Source organism: Flammeovirga sp. AWQ4_249, from assembly GCF_056161045.1.
Map to the genome: position 1 here is coordinate 135,565 of NZ_JBSWYJ010000001.1, position 21,497 is coordinate 157,061.

Sequence of the window (21,497 nt, forward strand, 5' to 3'; positions counted from 1 at the left end):
AATATTTTATTATAAAACCTAACTTTAATGAAGTTAATTGATTGATATTTAATGTATTATATCTAATGGTCAGTATTTTAAACTATCTGACCAAATTACCGACCTCATTGAAAAGCTAGGCTACTACATTTATAGTGTAAAATTCACAGATAACACAAACTAGCATTTTAGAAATGAAACGAATTTTTACTACTTTATTTTTTATACTCTGTAACCTTCTTCTTTTTGGTCAAGTGACTCCAGAAGTGAAGATCGGTGAACAAAGTTACGCAGACATTAAAACCGCTATTTCTGCTGCGGTAGATGGAGATGTGATTTCTATTCGAGGACAGCATGATCTGACGCAAACTATTGCTGTTAATAAAAGCATTACTCTTTTAGGTTCAAATCGAACAGAAGATATTCTTAATGGTACAAATACCTTTAGGATATTAAACGTTACTGGAGCTACCGTAACCATTCAAAATTTAACCATTCAAAATGGAAATGCAGGTACTACAAGTACAGGTGGTGGTATTCTAGCTTTTGATACTGAACATTTGACTTTGAAAAATGTAAGGGTGACTTCAAACTCTGCTAAAAATGGTGGAGGTATTTCTGTTGGAGGAACTAGCCTAACATTAGAAAATTGTGAAATTGATAACAACGAAACTTCTTCAACTTTAACGAATGGTTTAGGTGGAGGTCTATTTGTGATTGGTAGAAACTCAGGCTTAGGTGGGGTTACAATTTCTATTTCAAAAACACTTATAGATAACAACATTGCTACAAAAAATGGTGGTGGTATTAGTTATGATCCAAATGGTGTAGGACATACCGTTGATTTTGTAATTGAAAATTCAATACTATCCAATAATTCAGCATCAGAAGGTGGTGGATTGTACGTCAAATCTTTTGGATCAACAGATGATGTGAACACTGCTGCAGTAAGTGTTTTGATGAATCATGTAACGATGGTTCACAATACTGCAACTGTGGGATCAAGACATGGAGTATATTTCTTTAGAGGAAATAGTTCTATCCCAATGGGGATTTTAAATATCTACAATTCTATAATTGCATTAAATGCAGATGGAGCTGGACATGATATTAATTTTGGAGCTACCAATACGCAGAATTTGGTCAATACCATTATTGGTTTAACGACAAATAAGAATGCTACCTATGTGGCAAATGAAGTAAATGTTACAACTGGAGCAAATGAGGGTAATTTAGAATTATCTGAAAATCTGGAACTTATTGATGGAGCTTTCATTAGAAACTATTCCATTACAGCATTAAGTATTGCAAAAGATTACAATGCAGATAACACTTTACTACTTACTGTAGACGCAAGTGGTCAAGAAAGAGATGATAAACCTGACGCAGGAGCATTTGAGTTTATACCCGAACCATTTGATCCTGTAAATACAGTATTTAATTCAACTACAGAAACACAATATTACACTATTCAAGAAGCTATTGATGAAGCAACTGCTGAAGATGTAATTACTATAAACGGTGCTCACAAAGAAAATATTGAAATTAATAAATCACTGACACTACAAGGTGACGATGCTACTCAAGATATTCTTTCAGGTACTAAAGATGATGATATAGCGGCAGGAAGTGTGATCAAAGTTTCAGGTGGAGATATCAATGTAATTCTTAAAAACTTTACAGTTCAAAAAGGTAAAACAGAACAACAAGGAGGTGGTATCTTAGCCAATAATGTTACAGGAGATATTCTTTTAGATCATATGATCATTAAAGAAAATGAATCTGTAAAACATGGTGGTGGAGTAGCAGCTATTGGAGCTAATATGACAATTCAGTTTACTACTTTTGAGAACAACCAAACAACAAGTACAGGTGAACAATTTGGTGGTGGATTATTTGCTTCTCCAAGTAATTCAGTAATGACTAATTCTAAAGTTGTTGTTACATCATCTACTTTTAACAATAACTTAGCCGCTAGAAGTGGAGGAGCAATCGGAATTGATGGTCGTTACCAAAATAATTACGCATTAGAAGTAGAACTGGAAAATCTTACTTTAGTAAACAATGAAGGAGCTGTCAACGGCGGAGTTATTTACGCAAGAGGTAATAACTTAATGCCAGATGAATTAACTAGTAATATTACTTTATCCATAGATCATTCAACTATTGCCTACAATACTTCAGGTGGAGCCGCAAAAGGTTTATTATTTAGAGCACAAGGAGATAAATTAGTCAATCTCAATCTTTCAAACAGTATTATTTCTGGTAATTATATTGATGCTGGAAATGACATTGATTTCACAGGAACAAATGCCACAGTAACAAACACTTTCTTAGGAAAAGTAGCTGCTTTACCTGAAGATGGATTGAACAATGCATTAAATATGGATGATCACAATTATGATCTAGAATTAGCAAATGAATTGTCTGATCAAGGTGGAGTAGTTCAAGTGGTAACAATTGGACAAAGAAGTGCTGCATTAGATTTTGCAGAAGGAAGTACTGTAGCGTTAGATGCAGTTGGTGGTGAAAGAAAAGGAATCGCTGATGCTGGAGCTTTTGAAGGGGAAAAAGAACCTTTTGATGAAGTTAATACGGTCTTCAACACTACAACCAATACACAATATTACTCTATTCAAGAAGCTATTGATGAAGCAACTGCTGAAGATGTAATTACCATAAACGGTACTCACAAAGAAAATATTGAAATTAATAAATCACTGACATTACAAGGTGACGATGCTACTCAAGATATTCTTTCAGGTACTAAAGATGATGATATAGCGGCAGGAAGTGTGATCAAAGTTTCAGGTGGAGATATTAATGTAACTCTTAAAAACTTTACAGTTCAAAAAGGTAAAACAGAACAACAAGGAGGTGGTATCTTAGCCAATAATATTATAGGAGAAGTTCTTTTAGATCATATGATTATTAGAGAAAATGAATCTGTAAAACATGGTGGTGGAGTAGCAGCTATTGGAGCTAATATGACCATACAATTCTCGACAATTGAAGGAAATACTACAACAAGTACAGGTGAACAATTTGGTGGTGGATTATTCGCTGCACCAAGTAACTCTAATGGAGCCGATTCGAAAGTTGTAATGATTTCTTCTACAATCAATAACAATACAACCGCTAAATCAGGTGCTGGAATTGGTATCGATGGTAGATATGCTTCAGATTTTGCTTTAGAAGTTGAACTTGAAAATGTAACAATATTTGGAAATATAAGTGATGGTAATGCAGGTGCTATTTATGCAAGAGGAAATGATTTAACAACTGATCTAACAAAGAATAATGTGACGCTTTCTGTTGATCATTCTACAATTGCTCATAATAATTCATCAGGAAGCTCAAAAGGATTATTATTTAAAGGGCAGGGTAGTCAAGCGGTAAACTTTACTTTATCAAATTCTATAATCTCAGCTAATGGTACTGATGCACAGACAGATATTAGTTTTGTAGATACTAAAGCGATGGTAAGTAATTCATTCTTAGGAAAAGTAGTTAATTTACCAACAGAGAATATTTCAAATGTAATGAACATTGATAATAGTAGCTATAATTTACAATTAGCGGAAGAATTATCAGAGGAAGGAGGAGCTGTAAAAGTTCTAATCATTGGTGAGCAAAGTGATGCTATTGATTTTGCTTTAACAAGTACAGTTAACTTTGATGCAGTAGGACAAGAAAGACAAGGAAAAGCTGATGCTGGTGTATTTGAAGCAGGGGAATTTGAGATAATTGAAGGTAATTTAGTAGAATTAAATGGAAAAGAATACCGTACGATTTCTGATGCGATTAGTGCTGCTACTGAAGGGGATGAAATTTACATTGTTGGAGTACATACCGAGACGCTTCTTATCAATAAAGGAATCACCCTAAAAGGAAACGGAGAAACGATAATTCAAGCAGCGAAGTCACTTGAAGAGGCAACAAATAGAGTAGTTACTGTAACAAGTAATAATGGTAATATACTATTGAAAGACCTTATAATTCGAAACGGACATGCTGTAAATGATAATGGTGGAGCGATTAAAGTTGAAGGAGCATATGGTTTATTCTCTTTGGAAAATGTAATTATTGAACAAAACAAAGCGGGTAAGAATGGTGGTGCTTTAAGCTTAGGTGGTGGTAATATTCACTTATACAGAACTTGGATCAGAGATAACACTTCAACTTTAAGTGGTGGTGGTATTCAGATCTTAGCGAGAAACGCTACAGGGCAAGATTCAGAAGTAATGATCAACGAATCATTAATCCAAAATAATACAGCAATTACTACTGGTGGAGGATTGATTATTGACGGGAACAATGGATATGGCAATAACTTTATGACTTCTCTTGAAATTCATAGTTCGACATTTACAGGAAACTATGCGAATGAAACAGGAGCAATGTTTATCAAAGGAGCTAAAAACCAAGATTCTACAGGAACAAACATTGAAGTATTATTGAATCATGTTGTGATTGCAAAAAATGATGCCGTAGGTGGAAGAAAAGGTATTTCATTCTCAGGTACTGCTGTCGCAAAGCCAATATTTAATATCTATAATTCAATTGTTTCACTAAATGGTGAAGATGCTGATGTAGATCTCAACTTTGCGAATAGTGCAACACAAAATGTGATGTTCAATGTCTTTGGTAAAGTAAATCAAATGGTAGGCAATTCTCAATTGGTTGAAAATACAGTGACAAATAAGCATGCAAAAGATGTATTATTATCAGATGAATTAATGATGCATAACAATACAGTTCCAACTTTTACACTAGATGGTGGTAGCCTTGGCGTGGATGCTGCAGGAGGAGATTGGATGATTGAAAAAGATGTTACTGGATACAATAGAATCCATCCTGATTTAGGTCCTTATGAATATAGAAATTTAGTTTGGAGAGGGGCATTGAGTAGTGATGCAAACATTGCTGGAAATTGGAATGATGGATATGTCCCCGTCAATGATGAACAAGTATATATTCCAAAAAATGCAGTATCTGAGCTAAAAGTAAATGAATCAAATATTACGTTAGGTTCAGTTCAACTTCAAGATGGAGCAACAATCGAAGTATCTAATAATTATACTTTAGTTGTATCGGGAGATGTAATTTCTGAAGAAGGAACTATTAATGTTCAATCGGATGGTACTTTAATTATTAAAGGAGAAAATAAAGGACAACAAAAAGTTCATAATTCAAATGTTTTTGGAGGTTTACTAGTTCAAGGTACAAAAGCTATTGATTCAAATCAGTTGTATGTATTTGACGCTGATTCAATAGAAAAGTACGGTTTAGTGAATGCATTCTTTCAAAAAGAAAATGCGACTCTAAATATAGGAGAGGGGTATAAAAATATAAGTGAAAATGCTATTATTGATGAAGGAAAAACAATCCATTCAAATATTATAGTCAATACTCCTGAAAAATTCAATGAAGAGGTAAATTCATCTGGAATCAATGCTTTATCAAACCCTTACACCGCCAATATTTCATATGAAGATCTAATGTTCTACAATGAGGAAAACCTAGGAGCAATTTATCTGATGGAAGAAAATCCAGAAAGTGGAAATGAATTACAAACAGTATCTAAACTTGGAGCTGTTGGTAATGGAATGAAAGATTGGAATGGTTATATCAAAATGGGTGAAGGATTCTTTGCTCAGACAAAAGGAGAAGCTATCCAATTAACCACAGATATGAGAATTGAAAATATTCGTTCTTTTGAAGCAAATCAAAATATAGATGAATCTATCTCTAAGGTAAAAGTAACAATGACAAGTGCCAATGGAAATACAAATGAAACATTACTAGGATTTAGTACCATAGGTTCTGTTGGTTTTGATTGGGGCTATGATGCTTACAAACAGGACGGTCAGAGTAATTCTCAGATTTATACAAGAATGAATGCTGATAATATGGCAATTCAATTGTTTGAAGCATTAGAAAATACTTCTACGATTCCTTTATTTATCGATGTGGTTGAAAAAGAAGAATATACTTTATCATTTGATATAAATATTCCACTTGGCTATCAACTTTTTGTGAAAGATAGATCTACAAATCAGATTAAAGAAATTAGTACAGATGATATTTTCACTTTTATAAGTGATGTAACACAAGAGCGTCATCGATTTGATTTAATTCTTACAAAAGAAGGACTTGTAACTTCCAATGATGATGCATTTACATCAGGAAATATAATCGTAAAAATAGATGGAGTTGAAATTACAGGGTTAGATTATAGGGGTGATAATCAATTGAATATATATACTGTTATGGGCGTTGTATTGAAACAGCAAACACTAACGAAACCTGAAGAATTTGTATCATATAGATTCAATAAAGGACAGGTATATATTATAGCTGTAACAACAACGGAAGGGAAGATTGTGAAGAAAGTGATCTTCTAAGGATAAAATAGATTGAAAAGTATAAAGGTGAATGATAGCAATGTCATTCACCTTTTTATTTAGCATAAAAAATTATTGTAAAATGTAAGAGCATAAAAAAAGGTGAAAAGACATAAATCTTTTCACCTAGCTTTTGTAATGTGTGTATCTTACTAATAAGGAAGTAAATTGAATGATAGTTCAACATCATCCGCGTATTCTTCTCCACTTTCCAACATGTCAACGTCGTTTTCTTCGTAGTACCAGTTGACAACAACTTTACCTTCTTTATTATTCTGATATTCTTCTAAAAGTGTCAGAATCTCCAAAAATCTTCTAGATGAAGAAGTATTGAAGTAAGACATTTTGAAGTTCATTGTAATTTCTTTTCCAGACTCTTCTAAGTAGTCTTCTAGCCAGCTAAAAATAGGACCAAAAAACTCTGTAGTATATTCGTGGTATGATTCTCCTTCAATCTCTAAAACTCCTGTTTCAGCATTAAAATCAATACGAGGAATATAAGTTGATCCGTCTATATGGAAGTTTTCCATGCTATTTTAATTTTGTAGTTCCTTGTTAACTCTAACTGATAATATAAAAAATGATCTAGTATCGTCGTATTCTTTAATATTAATTTCAATCGGGTTACCTGACTTACGTACCATATCTATGAAACCAAGGTTTGCACCAGGCTTACCAACTCTTTGAGGTGCTTTTCTTTGCTCTCTGTAGAATTCTTTCAGCTTTTCAGGTGATAAACCATTGATATAATTAGCCCTTTCAATCAAAGGGGGAACTTCAGATTTGATGATACAGTTACCCGAAGTAATAATATAATGTTGATCATCTTCAGCAATAGCTACAATTCCCACGCCAATATCTCTTCCATCCTTCTCTGAGAACTGTTTTTCTGCTGAATAGTGGTGAATATTTTGAGCCATCTCAATGACAATAGCAAAAAGGCGTTTAGCAATAATTCTGCTTTCGGGTGTATTGCGTAAACTTTTACCGATAAGCGCAAGTACATCCTGAGAGAAAATTCCCTGGAAAGCAAGCGATATTTTTTTCATCGCCAGTTGCTGCTTGAAAGTCTTTACGCTAAAATGTTCCATGTAACCCATAGATATCTTTGTCTAATGCGTTTGTTTCGTTAAAAAAATCCCGAAAAAATTTATAATCTCAGGTAAATATTATTCGATCTTGCGAAAGTTTAATAGTATCTAATTTCAATAATACTATTTTTTTTATAAATATTTAAGAACCAATACGATTATTATTACATTCTTTCAAAAGGTTATAATAATAACGGCAAAAAAAGATTATCAGTATATCAAACTTATCTTTATTTTTGCATTTATAGTTAAACATTGAATTTTTTATAGTCATAGCGATGAAAAATATATATCTACAAATTTGCTTTTCGATTTTTCTAGTAACTCTATTCGGTTTTAATGCAAACGCACAATCAAAAATAGTTTTTGATAGCCTTGTACATGATTTTGGTGATGTAAAGGAAGAAAAAGGTGAAGTCATCACAGTTTTTAATTTTACCAATGGAGGAAATAAAGCATTGGAGTTAACGAGCGTAAGAGCAAGCTGTGGATGTACTACTCCGAATTGGTCTACTGATCCAGTGGCGCCAAATGGAAGTGGATACATTAAAGTGAGTTATTCTACTAAAAACAGACCTGGTCCTTTTACAAAAACAATCTCTGTAAGAACTAATGGAAATCCCTCTGTACTTATTTTAACGATAAAGGGTAATGTTATTCCTAGACCAAAAGGTCCAAAAGATTGGTACCCTATGGAAATTGGTAATCTTAGATTTAAAACAACGCACCTATTAGTAGGGAATATTTTAAATACTAAAATGGATACGGTATCAACAATAGTTTATAATCAAGGAATTGCTCCAATTAAATTAAAGTTTGATGAAGTAAAAGTTCCTGAGTATATCAAGGTGTGGGGAAATAGTAATACGATTGGTATCAAAGACACGACTACAATTTATATGAGTTATGATGCTTCTAAGAAGAAAGATTATGGATATTTATTTGAATACTTCCAATTACCAACTTCTGATATTGATTCGCCTAAAAAGAGAATCAATGTGAGTGCTCATGTGAAAGAAGATTTTTCTGTAGAAAATACAAATAAACAACAACCAACTGTTTCTTTTGATGAACAAACAAAAGATCTTGGACAAATGAAGGCTTTAGATAAAAAGTCTATTTCTTTTACAATCTCTAATGATGGAGATGCTGATTTAATTCTTCGTAAAGTAAAGGCTAGTTGTGGTTGTACAGCAACTAAACCAAACAAGACTACTTTGAAACCTGGTGAAAAAACGACATTAGATGTTACATTTACAGCAGGTAACTACAATAGAGAAGTAAAAAAATCAATCACAATCATTACAAACGATCCAAAACATCCTGAAAATACACTCTGGATAAAAGCAGATGTGAAATCACAGGAAGGCAACTAATATGACAAACAAAATTAAAATATTAATAGGAGTAAACCTTTTGTTGGTAGCAGCAATAGGTTTTTCCTTTATGGACTTTTCAAGTTCTACTGACACCAAGAGAACCAACTTTTTCGCTATCGAAAATTTCGGAGATATCACTCAATTTGATATTGATGAGATGAGTATTCGTAAATTGGAAGATGGACGATGGGTGCTAAATGACAGTATTGATATTGAACCTCAAAAATTGGGTTATCTTTTTCAGGCATTACAACAAACAACTATTGTAGATACTAAAGATAAGTCACTCAGTGACGGAAAAGATATCGTTATTTACATTTCAAATACACCTGTAATTAATGCAAAAATAAAATCAGAAAGTGATGCTGCTTCATTTGGTGAAATCAATGGAGAAACATTTGCTATAGAAATTCCAGGTCAATTTGTAAATATCGAACAGATTTTTTCTCCTGATCCATCAATATGGAGAGATAAAACGATTTTCAAGACTTCGTGGAAAACACTACAAAAGCTTGAAATTAATTACGATAGGAACCCTGAGAATAATGTGGATATCACTTTTGCAGATCCTTTTTATGCAGTAAAAGGAATACAGGCATTAGACTCAGCTGCAGTATATCAGTTTATCACTTCTTTACCGCAAACAAAAGGTTTCAATTATGAATTTAGAGAATCCTTTGTGAAAGATACAGTCTCTAGATATAAACCTTTCTGTGTTGTGAAAATGAAAGATTTGATGTCTGTTTATGATACAGAAGTTGGCGTTTATCCTTTTGAAAATAAAGTGTTTGCTTATTTCCCCGATACAAAAGAAGTTGCCGAACTAGATACAAGAAAGATACAGGATGTATTAGTATCATGGCATTTCTTTGATGCAAACGATCCAAGAAAAAGAAGATAATATGATTGCTTTTTTTGATTCAGGTTTAGGTGGGTTGTCCGTATGGAAAACATTTCAAAAAGAAATGCCTCATCAATCTTTGCTTTATTTTGCCGACCAGGAGTTTATTCCTTACGGAAATAAAACAAAAGAAATCCTTATTCAAAGAGCAATTAAAATTACTGATTTCTTAATAGAAAAAGGAGCAACAGTTATCGTTGTCGCTTGTAATACGGCTACAGCTGCAGTAATACAATATCTTAGAGAACATTATACGATTCCATTCGTAGGGATGGAACCAGCCATTAAACCAGCTGCTTCAGCGTCTAAAACGAAAAGTATTGGTGTTTTAGCAACAGAAGGTACTTTTTCAGGTGAATTATTTCAACAAACCAAGGAAAGGTATACCAAAGGAGTGAGAGTATTAGTTCAGCCAGGTTATGGTATGGTAGAATTAGTAGAGGATGGCTTATATCATACAGAAAAAGCAATTGAAGTGTTAACCCCTTTAGTACAACCGATGATGGATGAAAATGTAGATCAGATTGTATTAGGTTGTACACATTATCCTTTTTTAAAAGATGATATACAAAAAATAGTTGGCGAAAAAGTAAATTTAATTGATCCATCTCCTGCTGTAGTTAAACAAATAAAAAGAGTAATGCATAATGATTTAGGAAGAGGTCCACATCCTACATACTTTTTTTATAGTTCAAATAACTCCCCTAACACATTGCAATCAGGAGTTGAATCTTTGGTTCATCCAATTCAAAATTCGGTATATCATATGGTAAACCTATAATTCCATTTTATTAACTTCTTTTGATTTTATCTTCCTGTTAAATGTGCGACATTAGAAGAATAAATATCAATCAGAATGAAAAAATTATCAACTTACCAAATTTTATTAACGCTACTATTTGTACATATATTCACTATCTCTAAAGCACAATCCCCCAAAGACAAAGGTTTAGAAGCCATTGATGAGGGAACTATTAGGTCGACTTTAACCTATCTTTCCTCTGATTGGATGGAAGGTCGTGAAGCGGGTAAACCTGGAGCCTACAGGGCAGGAGAGTACATTGCAAGCATGTTCGAGTTTATGGGATTGGAACCTGCAGGTGATGTTGTTGATGGAAAGCCAACGTATTTCCAATCATTTGATGTATTGGAGTACAAAGCAGCAGAAAAGCAACATTTAGCAATTACCAATCAAAAAGGTCAAGTTTTTACTTTTGCGAATCACACAGATTTTGAAGTAAAAGCTGCACCAAATTCTATCCATGGAAAAGGAGAATTAATATTTGTAGGATATGGATTAGAAGTAGATTCATTAAACTACAATGATTTTGCAAAAAAAGAATTAGAAGGCAAAGTTTGGGTAAGACTGAAAGGTGTACCTAATACAGGAAAAATAGGCGATTCATTAAATAAAATACCTACTAAACAGATACATAAATTAAAAGAAAAACTAGCAATCAAATATGGTGCACTGGCAATTATTGAACTTGACGAAGATAGTGTCTTGCCAAAATCTGCAAGCAATCTACCTTTTAGAGATAACAGGAGATATTATGAAGGAGATAGACCATTATCTTCATTTTATGATACAAGGTTATACAGCCCTGTAACAGAAATAAGTAAAATCCCTCCAATGTTTATGGGGGGACAATACATTATGGCATCTTTGGTTTCTAGAGATGAAATTAAAGCTTATCAGAATAGTATTAACTCTTCCAAAGTATACAAAGTTAAACTTTTAGCAACTGAAGCATCTTTTAAGTCAAATAGTCTTGTTGAACGAAAAAGACTAAGAAATGTATTGGCTAAAGTGCAAGGTACATCCACAGATAGTTTAGTCATGATCGGTGCACATTATGATCATCTCGGAAAAAGAGAAGGATATATCTGGAATGGCGCGGATGATAATGCTTCTGGCGTTGCTGCTTTATTGGGCATAGCAAAAGCCGTAAAAGCAACAGGAGTAGCACCTAAAAAAACAATCATTTTTGCATCTTGGACAGGAGAAGAAAAAGGTTTACATGGTTCTAAGAATTTCTTGATGACATTTGATCAAAAAGATAAAATAAGCATGTATCTCAATTTTGATATGATTGGGAGAAGAGGTGATTGGCATAGCAAAGACAATCAAGTAAGTTTTATATATACTGCCGAAAATCCTTCAACTTGGGAATTAAATGCAAAAAATATCAACGATTACAATATTAACCTTGAAATGTTTGACGGAAAAACCAAACAAGGAGAAGCGGGAGGTTCTGATAATGTAAACTTTGATAAGGATAAAATACCTTATTTCTGGTATCATACTGGAGGGCATGAAGATTATCATCAAGTATCGGATCATTCCGATAAAATTATGATGGATAAAGCAACTGAAATCACCAAACTAAGTTATTTGAATATTTGGGATTTGGCTCAGTAAGAAAATTAGAAAACACAAAAAAGCCTATCAACTACGAATTGAAAGGCTTTTTTATGTTATTCAAAACTAAACAAGCGTTGGATAAGGGTACTTTGCATGACTTTGACTTGATCTTGAGTAAACATCAATCTTTCTGTATGCTCAGTATAATTCATAAAGTTTTGCGTATTGATTTTTTTACCTTGAAAAACAAAATGGATATCATCCGTCTGAAATGGAGTCCATGGAGTATCGTCAATATTATCATTAAAAATTGCATAGTTGTAGGAACCTTCTTTAAAATGAGTTTCAAAGTAAGGTTGAAGTTCATCTTTATATGCAGTTTCAAAAGGCATTCCCATACCAAATGTATGTTTCAATCCTAACCAATGACCAATCTCATGTGTGATTACTTCAATCGATTTTTCTTCAGGATTAAAAGAAGATTGATCAATTAAAATACCATTAATCATATCATCATTATCAAATTGTTGTCCTTCTAATTCAAGATTTGGATAAGGTGGAAGTTGTACAACGCCATTTCCGTCTTTATAGCGTTGATCTGTCAATACCAATCCATCCGTATTATCCTTAAAATCAACGATAAAAACATTGAGAAATTTTTTCCCACTTGTATTTCCATGTTGCTGCTTAATACTATCTACAATGCGTATAATATCTTGATTTGTACGCTTAAAATAAATGGAAGGATCAGCATTTGTTTCGACAAGAAAACCATTTGTAGTTTGTTCTTTAGCTAAAACAAATTTGATTAAAGGGTTTCCAATTTTGTCTTGAAATTCAGAAACAATTTGATTCTTTTTTAGAGGTAATCCATTGAAATTATTATTCAATGAAATTAGGATTTCTTCTACTTCTTTTTTAGTTGGTAATGATGAAGAAGAATGTACATAATGGAAAAGAATTGGGACTTCGAAATAATAACCATTACTTGTTGAGTCAATAACATTTGTTGTTTTCGTAATGACTTCTTTGTGATAGATATATTCTTTTTCAATATTCTCTTTTGTACAACCAAAAAGCGATATCGTAAAGAATAATGCACTAATACGTTTCATGAAATAGATGTTAGATAGAATGAAAAAATGTGTCAGATGAAAAGAAAGATGAGCTTTAGTCTAAAGATTCTTCGACGTCGTCTACTGCATCGTTAACTTCTTTTTTTACTTTCTTAGTTGTTTTTTTTACCTCTTTTTGCTGCTTTTTTGTAAGTATTTGATCACAAGAACTAAGCGTCATAAAAAGAGAAAAAATAACTAATGTTGTAATTCTGATTTTTTTCATGATTGAGAAATTAGGTTTAAAGTTCCTCCTTCATTACGTGAAATTTCTTACGGTGTATGATGTTATTAACTTCTATTAGTGAATAAAAGTGGCTAGTTATCAACATTTATTGAAATGAAACTAAAAAACATAATGATATTATTCAATATTATTAACATGAGGTGTGGATAAGTGTGTTTAATGTTATTAACTAGTGTTTTGAGACAAAAAAAACAGTACTTATTCACTTTTAAAGGAAAAAGTACTGTTGATAACTTTGTTAATTAGGTGAATTGAAATTAAAATTCAATTAAAACAGTTTGATCATCACCGGTAAGTTCTGGAGTTTGTTCTCTATTATTAAGACGTCTTGCCATATAAGGAACATTTTCCATGATATAATTTCTCATTTCTTTTAAATCTACTTTTCTATCTGCATTTAAATCGGCATCACCTTGCAATCCTTTTAAGTAGAAATAGGTAAATAAGGAGTGATATTTTTCAGTGTACCAAGAAGAAACTTGCTCTGAACTAGCAGAGGTAAGTACAATAGCATTCGGATCTCTTAATACTCTATTTTCAGTTTTGATGAAAACAGGTGAAATAGATTGTAATAACATACCACCATCAGAACTGCCACTAAAACAAGCGTCAATAACGATACTTAATTTTCTATAAGGTAATAGACCAAGATTCTCATAAAAAGTATCTAACGCATACCCATTAAATTGAATCAAGGAAGGATCTGTATCTACAGGAACAAAATACCCTTTATTATTTTCTGGATTTGGAGCACCATGTCCAGAGTAAAAGACAAAAACATCAGAAACATTAGGTTTTACATAATTATATAACTTCCCTTTGTGATTTCCTTTTATTCCAAATGTAGCATTAAAATCAGCTTGAGTAGCATCCTCTAAATAGATGATATTTCCTTCTTTAAATCCCATACCTTTGATGAGGTATTCTTTCATAAATTTGGCATCATTGATTGCAAAATCTACTTCAGGAACATCTTGATTTCTATAACTTTTATTTCCAATGATTACTGCAACAGCATCAATGTTTACTTTCCCAAAATTGGGGATTTTGATATCAACATCACTCAATGGTAGAACTTTCTCTACTACAGCAACTTCTTCATTTTTTAATCCTTTAGGTTGTTTTGAAGGTTTTACGTCTTCTTTCTGAGGTTTTGGTGAACGTGTAGCAAAATTCTTTTTTGATTTTTGTCCAGGAGCAATAGAAGGTATTCTTAGATTAGTGATAGAAATGTTTTGCTTCGTTTTATAGGCATTGTAGCATAATGCTTGAAATTCATCAAAACAAGAAGTAAATAACATTGAAGTAAACTTATTAATGTCGGATAAATAAAGCTTTTTTGAGGTCTTTTTGAGGGCAACTAATACTTCATTTGTCTCAGCTTGTTTTAAAAAGAGAAACAAATCCATATAATTTCCTTTCGATGTTTTATGCAATGAATAAGAAACCTCAACGTAACTTTTTTGCCATCCGCCTAAAAGCATTCCTTTTAATTCATCATTAGAAAGACTACACTGATTTTGAGCAAGAATCTCTTTCATTGGAGATCTTGTATCCATCACTTCAAAACCTCTTAATTTGTATAGATCTTCAATGGCTTTTATCGCTTGCTTATTGTTATAAACTCCATAATTATCACATAATGATTCATCTGCATCTGTATAAGGAAGTACCATGATTGATTTCTGTGCGAACGTATAAAATGGAACACAGAATAGTAAAAGGAGTAGTATAGATTTCATGGATTTATTTAGTTTAGTTATTACGATTCAATTTATAATTTGAAGTTAATGTATTAATTTACAATAAACTTACAAAATGTTAATGCTATTGACATTAATATATAGTAATTTTGATAGATAAAAGATAAATCCAAAACATTCGTTACACCTCCTTTTATGATAAATCAAGAAAAGATAAACGCTCTTATAAATAGTAGTAATTATATTAGTAGAGATCTTAGCTGGCTTCAATTTAATTATAGAGTTTTATTTCAGGCACAAATGTCAACAAGAACAGTCTTTGAAAGATTAAAGTTCTTGGCCATTACGGCATCTAACTTGGACGAATTCTTCATGATTCGTGTGGGGTCACTTTATAATTATATTGATTTTGGTAAAAGGAGAACGGATTATTCAGGACTAAGAGAAGACCAATTCAAACAAAAGCTTTTTCAAGATATTCATCATTTCACCAATCAACAATACGAATTGTTGTTGAATGAATTACAACCTGAATTTGAAAATAATGGTTTCAAAATTTTAGAGGTTGATGAATTAAATGAAAATGAAAAAGAACAGGTAGATGAGTTTTTCAAAAAGAGAGTTTTCCCTATGTTGACTCCAATGGTCTATGATACTTACCATGCTTTTCCTGTTCTACAAAATCTACTAAAAATATTTGGTGTTGTAACGACTGATAAAAGAGAGGAAACGGGAAATAGAAGAAAGATTTCATTTGTTCAAATTCCTAAAAACCTTCCAAAATTCTATCAAATTGAAAGAAAAGATTATTGGGTTTTTATTCCAATCGAAGATATCATTAAATCCCATATTTCTAGATTATTTAGAAATGTTGAAATTGAATCGGTTGATCTTTTTAGAATTACAAGAAACGGAGATTTTACGTTAGACGAAAGCGATGATCTTGATACAGATTTCTTAAATGAACTAACTGCAAAATTAAGAACTCGTAAAACGGGTAGGGTAGTACGTATGGAAATTACTAAAGATCCAAACCCTATGTTAAGAGAAGTCTTAATGGAGCGTTTTGATATTGATGAAGACAATATTTTTGAATCTCCAGTATTATTGGATCATACAAGATATTGGCAAATTGTCGGGCATAAAGCATTTACTTATCTGCAACCTTCTTCTCCTTCTTTTACAACTCCTGTAGCGATGCAAAGCATTAAAAAGGGAGATGCAGATAATATTTTTGATAGATTAAAGAAACAAGATATCTTTTTACATCACCCTTACAATAGTCCTGAGACCATGCTAGAGTTGATCGAGGCAGCGGCGATGGACCCTAAAGTTTTGGCGATAAAGATGACTATTTACCGTCTGGCAAAAGATTCTAGAGTGACAAAGGCTTTATTAGCAGCAGTAGAAAGTGGTAAGCAAGTGTCTGTGCTTTTTGAAGTGAAAGCCCGTTTTGATGAGGAAAATAACTTACAAGAAGCAAAGAAATTACAAGAAGCAGGTTGTTTTGTTATTTATGGAATGTCAGCTGTGAAAACACATACCAAGTTAATGTTGGTGGTTAGAGCAGAAGGAGATGAAGTGAGACGTTATGCACACCTTGGTAGTGGTAACTATAATGAATCTACAGCAAAACTATATACGGATATTGGTCTATTGACATCCAATGAAGCATATGGTGAAGATGTTTCTGAGTTCTTTAATGCCATTACAGGGCACTCTCAGCCTAAGAAATACAATAAGTTATTAACGGCACCACGTCAGATGCGTAAAGGCTTTATTTCATTAATTGAAAAAGAGGCTAAAAATGCAAAAGACGGTTTGCCTTCTGGAATTGTAATCAAAGTAAATTCTTTCCAAGATGATAAAATGATGGATGCTTTATACTTAGCTTCGCAAGCGGGTGTGACAATTCATCTGATCATTAGAGGTATTTGCTGTATTCGTCCAGGTAGAAAAGGATTGTCAGAAAATATCACTGTACGCTCTATTGTGGGTGACTTCCTTGAACATACAAGGTTATTTTATTTCCATAATAATGGAGACCCAGTTGTATACGGTGGTAGTGCTGACGCAATGACAAGATCATTTGACCGTAGAATTGAATCTCAATTCGAAATTGTTGACCCACTTTGTAAAAAAGAAGCAATCAATATCCTTGAATATAACTTGAGAGATAATGTCAATAGTTTTGTAATGAATGAGGATGGATCCTATTCAAAACAGACAAAGAAGGAAGGAGAACGTTCTTTCAATGTCTTTAAAGAATTTTATAATGTGACACAAAAAACAGTCAATAAAGCAAAGCTGTTTTAATGGAATATACATATCAACAGATTTTACCTAAAGTAGCAGCATACTGTTCCTATCAAGACCGAAGTCAACAAGAAATAATTAATCGTCTAAAAAAATGGGAATACCCCGAAGAAGATATCCCTGAAGTTTTAGCTTGGTTAAAAGACAATAAGTTTTGGGATGAAGAAAGGTATGCTTCTTCTTTTGTTCGTGGAAAATTTAGAAGTAATAAATGGGGCAAGCGGAAAATTATGATGGCGCTTCAACAAAAAGGAGTCGCCACATCTATAGGAAAGAAAGCTCTTGGGGAAATAAAAGCAGAGGAATATTACGAAGTAGCATTAAAAATAGCCAAACAAAAAGTAATACGCCTTTTTGAAAAAGGAGAAGATGAATACACGACAAAAGGGAAAACACTACAGCATTTAGCGGGGAAAGGTTTTGAAACAGAAGTCTGTTATAATGCAGTAGATGATGCAATCTATCAAGTGAAGAATGAGGAGTGAAGAGTTAAGAACGATAAACATTCTTCATTTTTATCTCTTCATTCTTCACTCCAACCTACCATATTTTTACACGATCGTCTATTTTTCTCCACATTTGATCACCTTCGTGCACATTAAATGCATCATAAAAAGGAGTGAAGTTGGAAAGCGGTCCATTGACGCGATATTCTCCTGGAGAATGTGTTTCAGTCATTAACTTTTGTCGCATTACTTCAGGACGTGTTTTAGAACGCCATAGCGTTGCCCAAGAAATAAAGAAACGTTGTTCTTGAGAGAAACCATTTATTTTTTCTGTACTAACCGAAAGCCCATTTGATTGCCCTAAAGCATGATAAGCAATCGCTAAGCCACTCTGATCGGCAATATTTTCATTTAAAGTAAGACTTCCATTAATAAATACTCCCGGTAATGGTTCATATTGATCAAATTGTGAAACGAGCTTTTTGGTATGTTCATTAAACGTAATAATATCAGCTCTTGTCCACCAATTCTGAATCTGACCATAAGCATTATATTGTCTTCCAATATTATCAAAACCATGTGTTAATTCATGAGCGATAATTGCTCCTATAGCCCCATAATTTACAGCGTCATCTGCTTGATAATGAAAAAAGGGCGGTTGTGAAATTCCAGCTGTAATGACTAACTCATTGTAAAGGGTGTGATAATATGCATTGACCGTTTGAGGAGGAATGATCCAATCTTTAGATTGTGTATTCGAGTTGAAGTCTTTTATTTTTTGTTCAAATAACCATTGATTTGCTAAGATGACATTTTCATAGTAAGAATTTCCTAACGTTAAAGTGTGATAGGTAGGAAATTGTTTGGGGTAGCCTACTTTAATAGTAATTGCATTTAATTTTTTGAGTGCACTTTTTTTAGTGTCATCTGCCATCCATTCTACATTTTCAATATGTGATTCAGCGGAAGAAAGTATATTTTTTACCATTCCTTCTACTTTGAGTTTGGCTTCGTCCTTGAAAATATTTTTGACATATAATTCTCCGATAGCAAATCCAACAGCTTTATTCGTAGACTTTAAAACGGTTTTCCATCTTGGTGGTTGTGTCAGTAATCCATCTCGTTTATGACCAAAATAGCGAAAGTCTTCTGTCATAAACTTATGTGATAAATAAGGAGCCGCATGATGTAAAACTCTCCATAGAAGATAATTTTTGATTTTAGGAATTCCATTTTTTAATACAATAGCATCAATACTTGAAAAATAAGTAGTATTCGTAATGATGACTGTATCGGTCTGTATTCCAATTTCTTTATTGTATTGATCCCAAATAAAAGTCTGACAAATTTCTGTGAGCTCTTTTAATGTTTTTACGTTGTAATAATTTTCATTCGTATGATTTCGGACAGATACATTGTATTGTTCAGCAATATCTTCTTCAACAGCATATGCCGAATTTGCTATTTCGTCAGCTTGTTCACTTGAATACCCTAATAATTCAAACATTTTTTGAATATGCTCAACATAATCCGCTCTCATTGAAATTGCATTAGAATCTTGTAGTGCGTAAAAATCTGTATTATGAAAGCTCATTCCTGAAAGTTCTAAGAAAAGACTTTGTTGATTATCTCGATAAGAATCAGGAAATAGGGTAGGTTTAAAAAAGGGATGAATACCGAATCGATGTAGCTTTGTAATTATTTTTTGTAGGTCAAAGTAGTTTTCTATATCGATAATGTCTCTTAAAATAGGACGAACAGGATCAGCATCTAATTTTTCAATTTTTGAAGAATCCATACCCTCATTATAAAATTGAATTGCTTTTTGAATTCCACTTCCCTCAGCATAATCACCATTCTCAGAAGTCAAAGCGAGTAAATGCTTGATTTGTGTATCATTTTTTTCTCGAATAAGTGCGTAGTTACCCCATACTCCTTGATCATTTGGGATTGTAGTATTTTTAAGCCAATTACCATTTACATACTTATAGAAGTTATCTTTTGGGGAAATTAGTGTATCAAAATCACTAAGATTGAAGAAGTTTGATTTATGAAAAGGGGCTTCACTTTCTAAATTACAACTGTAAAAGAAGAACATGATGAAGCTTAGTAGTACAGTATAAAATTTGTTCATACTACTAAATTACAATGCCTTATTGAATTTTAATGAAAATTAGGGCTGAAATCTTATAATACTAGGCTTAATGTTTTTCTGTAATACCACTCACTAATTGCAATTGCACAATCTCTAGCAGAAGCAAAAGAATCGACAGTAATATCTCTTAAGTCATTAGAAGCCTGCATGATAAAGACTCTTTGACTGATTGAATAAGAAATATAAATGGTCAAATGTTTTCCTTCAATGGCTAATTCAATAAATGCATCTAGCTTATTGCCATTCGAAAACATCTTTGTAATATCAGTCTCTATTCCCTCTTGAATTAAATATTCTTCTAATAAAAAGAGGTTTTGTTGTTGTACGATCGCAGAGTTTCTAATCTTCATTTGATATTTATGAAGAATAGTATTGATTTCCTCTGCTTCCGCTGATTCACCAAGTCGTTCTTGTTGATGACTTATGACATAAATCGGTGTGTAAAGGTCTTCTGTAAAATCAACATTGATTGATATCTGATGGAACCATTGTGATTCCCATTCAAGGTATAATGGAGAAGGAACAATACCTGAAACATCAAAGGTATTATGCCAAATGTTGTAGAAGAAAGCTTCGTTCTGTACTAAATCTAATTTTGAATTATTCTCATCAGAAGCAATTTGTTGAACTAAACCCAATTTCTCTCTCAATACAGCATTAACAGATTCTTTTGGTTCAAATTCTTCCCAAGGATACCATTCAAAGTCTACCCAACTAAAATAGAAAAGGTTATTTAATCTCTTTTTATAATCAAAAACAGAATCTTCATCCAAGACATATCCAGGATAGTAATATTTCTTTTTATTTTTTTGAGCATATTCAATCTCTAATAACATCGTTGTCATTCCTAAAGATTGTTTACTATACTCAGGTGAAAATAAAGCGAGTATACTACAAATAGAATCTTTCCCTAAATCCATAAAGGAAATAGCAGCGATTTTTTTACCATCTAGAATTTGAAGTTCCCACGTTTCAAATGGAGATTCATCATTCCCTTCTTCAAGAAAATAATTTTTTAAAGTAGATGGAGAATTAGGAGATTGGAAACGCCCTTTATGTTCAGCATACATTTTTTCCTTTTCCTCCGTAATTTTCAGAGGCTGAATTTTAATAGTATACTGACTATTTTTTCTAATGAGTTTTCGTTGGCTTTTCGAAAACTTAAAATTTTCTAATTCGACACGAATGGGTACGATAGAATAGACATGATTTCTAAAATAAATCATCTCATAGCGTGACATCATTGGTCCATCTCTAAACCAAGCCTCACTTAAATACTCATCTAATGTCTCTCCTGTACAGTCTACAGGCATAAAATAATCAAAAGTCATCGTCATTTCGCCACTTCACGTTGCTTCTACTCCCAAATAAAAAATGAAATACGTACTTTTGC

General features: G+C 32.7%; 14 protein-coding genes. 7 read left to right on the plus strand and 7 right to left on the minus strand.

Features of this window, described 5'->3' with window-relative positions; all coding sequences use genetic code 11:
* Positions 1 to 173: 173 nt before the first annotated feature.
* Positions 174 to 6,386, plus strand: a complete 6,213-nt coding sequence (locus ACXAHM_RS00555) for a hypothetical protein (RefSeq protein WP_474958437.1) — start codon at positions 174 to 176, stop codon at positions 6,384 to 6,386.
* Positions 6,387 to 6,538: 152 nt separating this feature from the next.
* Here ACXAHM_RS00555 and ACXAHM_RS00560 read toward each other — a convergent pair whose 3' ends face one another.
* A complete protein-coding gene (locus ACXAHM_RS00560) occupies positions 6,539 to 6,916 on the minus strand; it encodes a DUF1987 domain-containing protein (RefSeq protein ID WP_474958438.1) in 378 nt (125 codons plus the stop codon).
* Positions 6,917 to 6,922: 6 nt separating this feature from the next.
* Positions 6,923 to 7,486, minus strand: coding sequence for a SiaB family protein kinase (locus ACXAHM_RS00565; protein ID WP_474958439.1), 564 nt, complete (start codon positions 7,484 to 7,486; stop codon positions 6,923 to 6,925).
* A gap of 269 nt (positions 7,487 to 7,755) precedes the next feature.
* Between ACXAHM_RS00565 and ACXAHM_RS00570 the strand changes: the two genes are divergently transcribed.
* The 4 genes from ACXAHM_RS00570 (at position 7,756) to ACXAHM_RS00585 (ending at position 12,179) form a co-directional block, all read left to right on the plus strand.
* Positions 7,756 to 8,853 (plus strand): DUF1573 domain-containing protein, encoded by a 1,098-nt coding sequence (locus tag ACXAHM_RS00570; protein ID WP_474958440.1) that lies wholly within the window; start codon positions 7,756 to 7,758, stop codon positions 8,851 to 8,853.
* Between the two features lies 1 nt (position 8,854).
* On the plus strand, positions 8,855 to 9,757 hold the full coding sequence (locus tag ACXAHM_RS00575; RefSeq protein WP_474958441.1) for a hypothetical protein: 903 nt from the start codon (positions 8,855 to 8,857) through the stop codon (positions 9,755 to 9,757).
* Complete coding sequence (gene murI / locus ACXAHM_RS00580) at positions 9,729 to 10,538, plus strand: glutamate racemase (RefSeq protein ID WP_474958442.1); 810 nt, start codon at positions 9,729 to 9,731, stop codon at positions 10,536 to 10,538. The genes ACXAHM_RS00575 and murI overlap by 29 nt, the downstream gene beginning before the upstream one ends.
* A 75-nt stretch (positions 10,539 to 10,613) precedes the next feature.
* Positions 10,614 to 12,179, plus strand: a complete 1,566-nt coding sequence (locus tag ACXAHM_RS00585; RefSeq protein WP_474958443.1) for a M20/M25/M40 family metallo-hydrolase — start codon at positions 10,614 to 10,616, stop codon at positions 12,177 to 12,179.
* Between the two features lie 56 nt (positions 12,180 to 12,235).
* On the opposite strand, the gene ACXAHM_RS00590 is transcribed toward ACXAHM_RS00585, so the two are convergent.
* The 3 genes from ACXAHM_RS00590 to ACXAHM_RS00600 all read right to left on the minus strand — a co-directional run bounded on the left by ACXAHM_RS00590 (position 12,236) and on the right by ACXAHM_RS00600 (position 15,226).
* The gene (locus tag ACXAHM_RS00590) at positions 12,236 to 13,237 is read right to left on the minus strand and encodes a M43 family zinc metalloprotease (protein WP_474958444.1); all 1,002 of its coding nucleotides are present in this window, start codon (positions 13,235 to 13,237) and stop codon (positions 12,236 to 12,238) included.
* A 55-nt stretch (positions 13,238 to 13,292) separates the two neighbouring features.
* Positions 13,293 to 13,463 carry a hypothetical protein gene (locus ACXAHM_RS00595; RefSeq protein ID WP_474958445.1) on the minus strand — a complete coding sequence of 57 codons (171 nt, stop codon included), beginning with the start codon at positions 13,461 to 13,463 and terminating at the stop codon, positions 13,293 to 13,295.
* A 278-nt stretch (positions 13,464 to 13,741) separates the two neighbouring features.
* Positions 13,742 to 15,226: a caspase family protein gene (locus ACXAHM_RS00600; protein ID WP_474958446.1), complete on the minus strand. Its 1,485-nt coding sequence runs from the start codon at positions 15,224 to 15,226 to the stop codon at positions 13,742 to 13,744.
* 156 nt (positions 15,227 to 15,382) lie between these two features.
* Here ACXAHM_RS00600 and ppk1 point away from each other — a divergent pair, with 156 nt between their 5' ends.
* On the plus strand, positions 15,383 to 17,503 hold the full coding sequence (gene ppk1 / locus ACXAHM_RS00605) for a polyphosphate kinase 1 (RefSeq protein WP_474958447.1): 2,121 nt from the start codon (positions 15,383 to 15,385) through the stop codon (positions 17,501 to 17,503).
* On the plus strand, positions 17,503 to 17,988 hold the full coding sequence (locus tag ACXAHM_RS00610) for a regulatory protein RecX (RefSeq protein ID WP_474958448.1): 486 nt from the start codon (positions 17,503 to 17,505) through the stop codon (positions 17,986 to 17,988). Before ppk1 ends, ACXAHM_RS00610 begins: the two co-directional genes overlap by 1 nt.
* Before the next feature lie 55 nt (positions 17,989 to 18,043).
* On the opposite strand, the gene ACXAHM_RS00615 is transcribed toward ACXAHM_RS00610, so the two are convergent.
* Together ACXAHM_RS00615 and ACXAHM_RS00620 are read right to left on the minus strand one after the other, a co-directional pair.
* The gene (locus tag ACXAHM_RS00615; protein ID WP_474958449.1) at positions 18,044 to 20,083 is read right to left on the minus strand and encodes a M13 family metallopeptidase; all 2,040 of its coding nucleotides are present in this window, start codon (positions 20,081 to 20,083) and stop codon (positions 18,044 to 18,046) included.
* A gap of 53 nt (positions 20,084 to 20,136) precedes the next feature.
* Positions 20,137 to 21,435: a hypothetical protein gene (locus ACXAHM_RS00620; RefSeq protein ID WP_474958450.1), complete on the minus strand. Its 1,299-nt coding sequence runs from the start codon at positions 21,433 to 21,435 to the stop codon at positions 20,137 to 20,139.
* Positions 21,436 to 21,497 lie beyond the last annotated feature (62 nt).

Bases quoted from the DNA above. Each gene is read 5' to 3' on its own strand.
- ACXAHM_RS00555 (WP_474958437.1), top strand. From the start codon at position 174: ATGAAACGAATTTTTACTACTTTATTTTTTATACTCTGTAACCTTCTT.
- ACXAHM_RS00560 (WP_474958438.1), bottom strand. From the start codon at position 6,916: ATGGAAAACTTCCATATAGACGGATCAACTTATATTCCTCGTATTGAT.
- ACXAHM_RS00565 (WP_474958439.1), bottom strand. From the start codon at position 7,486: ATGGGTTACATGGAACATTTTAGCGTAAAGACTTTCAAGCAGCAACTG.
- ACXAHM_RS00570 (WP_474958440.1), top strand. From the start codon at position 7,756: ATGAAAAATATATATCTACAAATTTGCTTTTCGATTTTTCTAGTAACT.
- ACXAHM_RS00575 (WP_474958441.1), top strand. From the start codon at position 8,855: ATGACAAACAAAATTAAAATATTAATAGGAGTAAACCTTTTGTTGGTA.
- murI (WP_474958442.1), top strand. From the start codon at position 9,729: ATGCAAACGATCCAAGAAAAAGAAGATAATATGATTGCTTTTTTTGAT.
- ACXAHM_RS00585 (WP_474958443.1), top strand. From the start codon at position 10,614: ATGAAAAAATTATCAACTTACCAAATTTTATTAACGCTACTATTTGTA.
- ACXAHM_RS00590 (WP_474958444.1), bottom strand. From the start codon at position 13,237: ATGAAACGTATTAGTGCATTATTCTTTACGATATCGCTTTTTGGTTGT.
- ACXAHM_RS00595 (WP_474958445.1), bottom strand. From the start codon at position 13,463: ATGAAAAAAATCAGAATTACAACATTAGTTATTTTTTCTCTTTTTATG.
- ACXAHM_RS00600 (WP_474958446.1), bottom strand. From the start codon at position 15,226: ATGAAATCTATACTACTCCTTTTACTATTCTGTGTTCCATTTTATACG.
- ppk1 (WP_474958447.1), top strand. From the start codon at position 15,383: ATGATAAATCAAGAAAAGATAAACGCTCTTATAAATAGTAGTAATTAT.
- ACXAHM_RS00610 (WP_474958448.1), top strand. From the start codon at position 17,503: ATGGAATATACATATCAACAGATTTTACCTAAAGTAGCAGCATACTGT.
- ACXAHM_RS00615 (WP_474958449.1), bottom strand. From the start codon at position 20,083: ATGAACAAATTTTATACTGTACTACTAAGCTTCATCATGTTCTTCTTT.
- ACXAHM_RS00620 (WP_474958450.1), bottom strand. From the start codon at position 21,435: ATGACTTTTGATTATTTTATGCCTGTAGACTGTACAGGAGAGACATTA.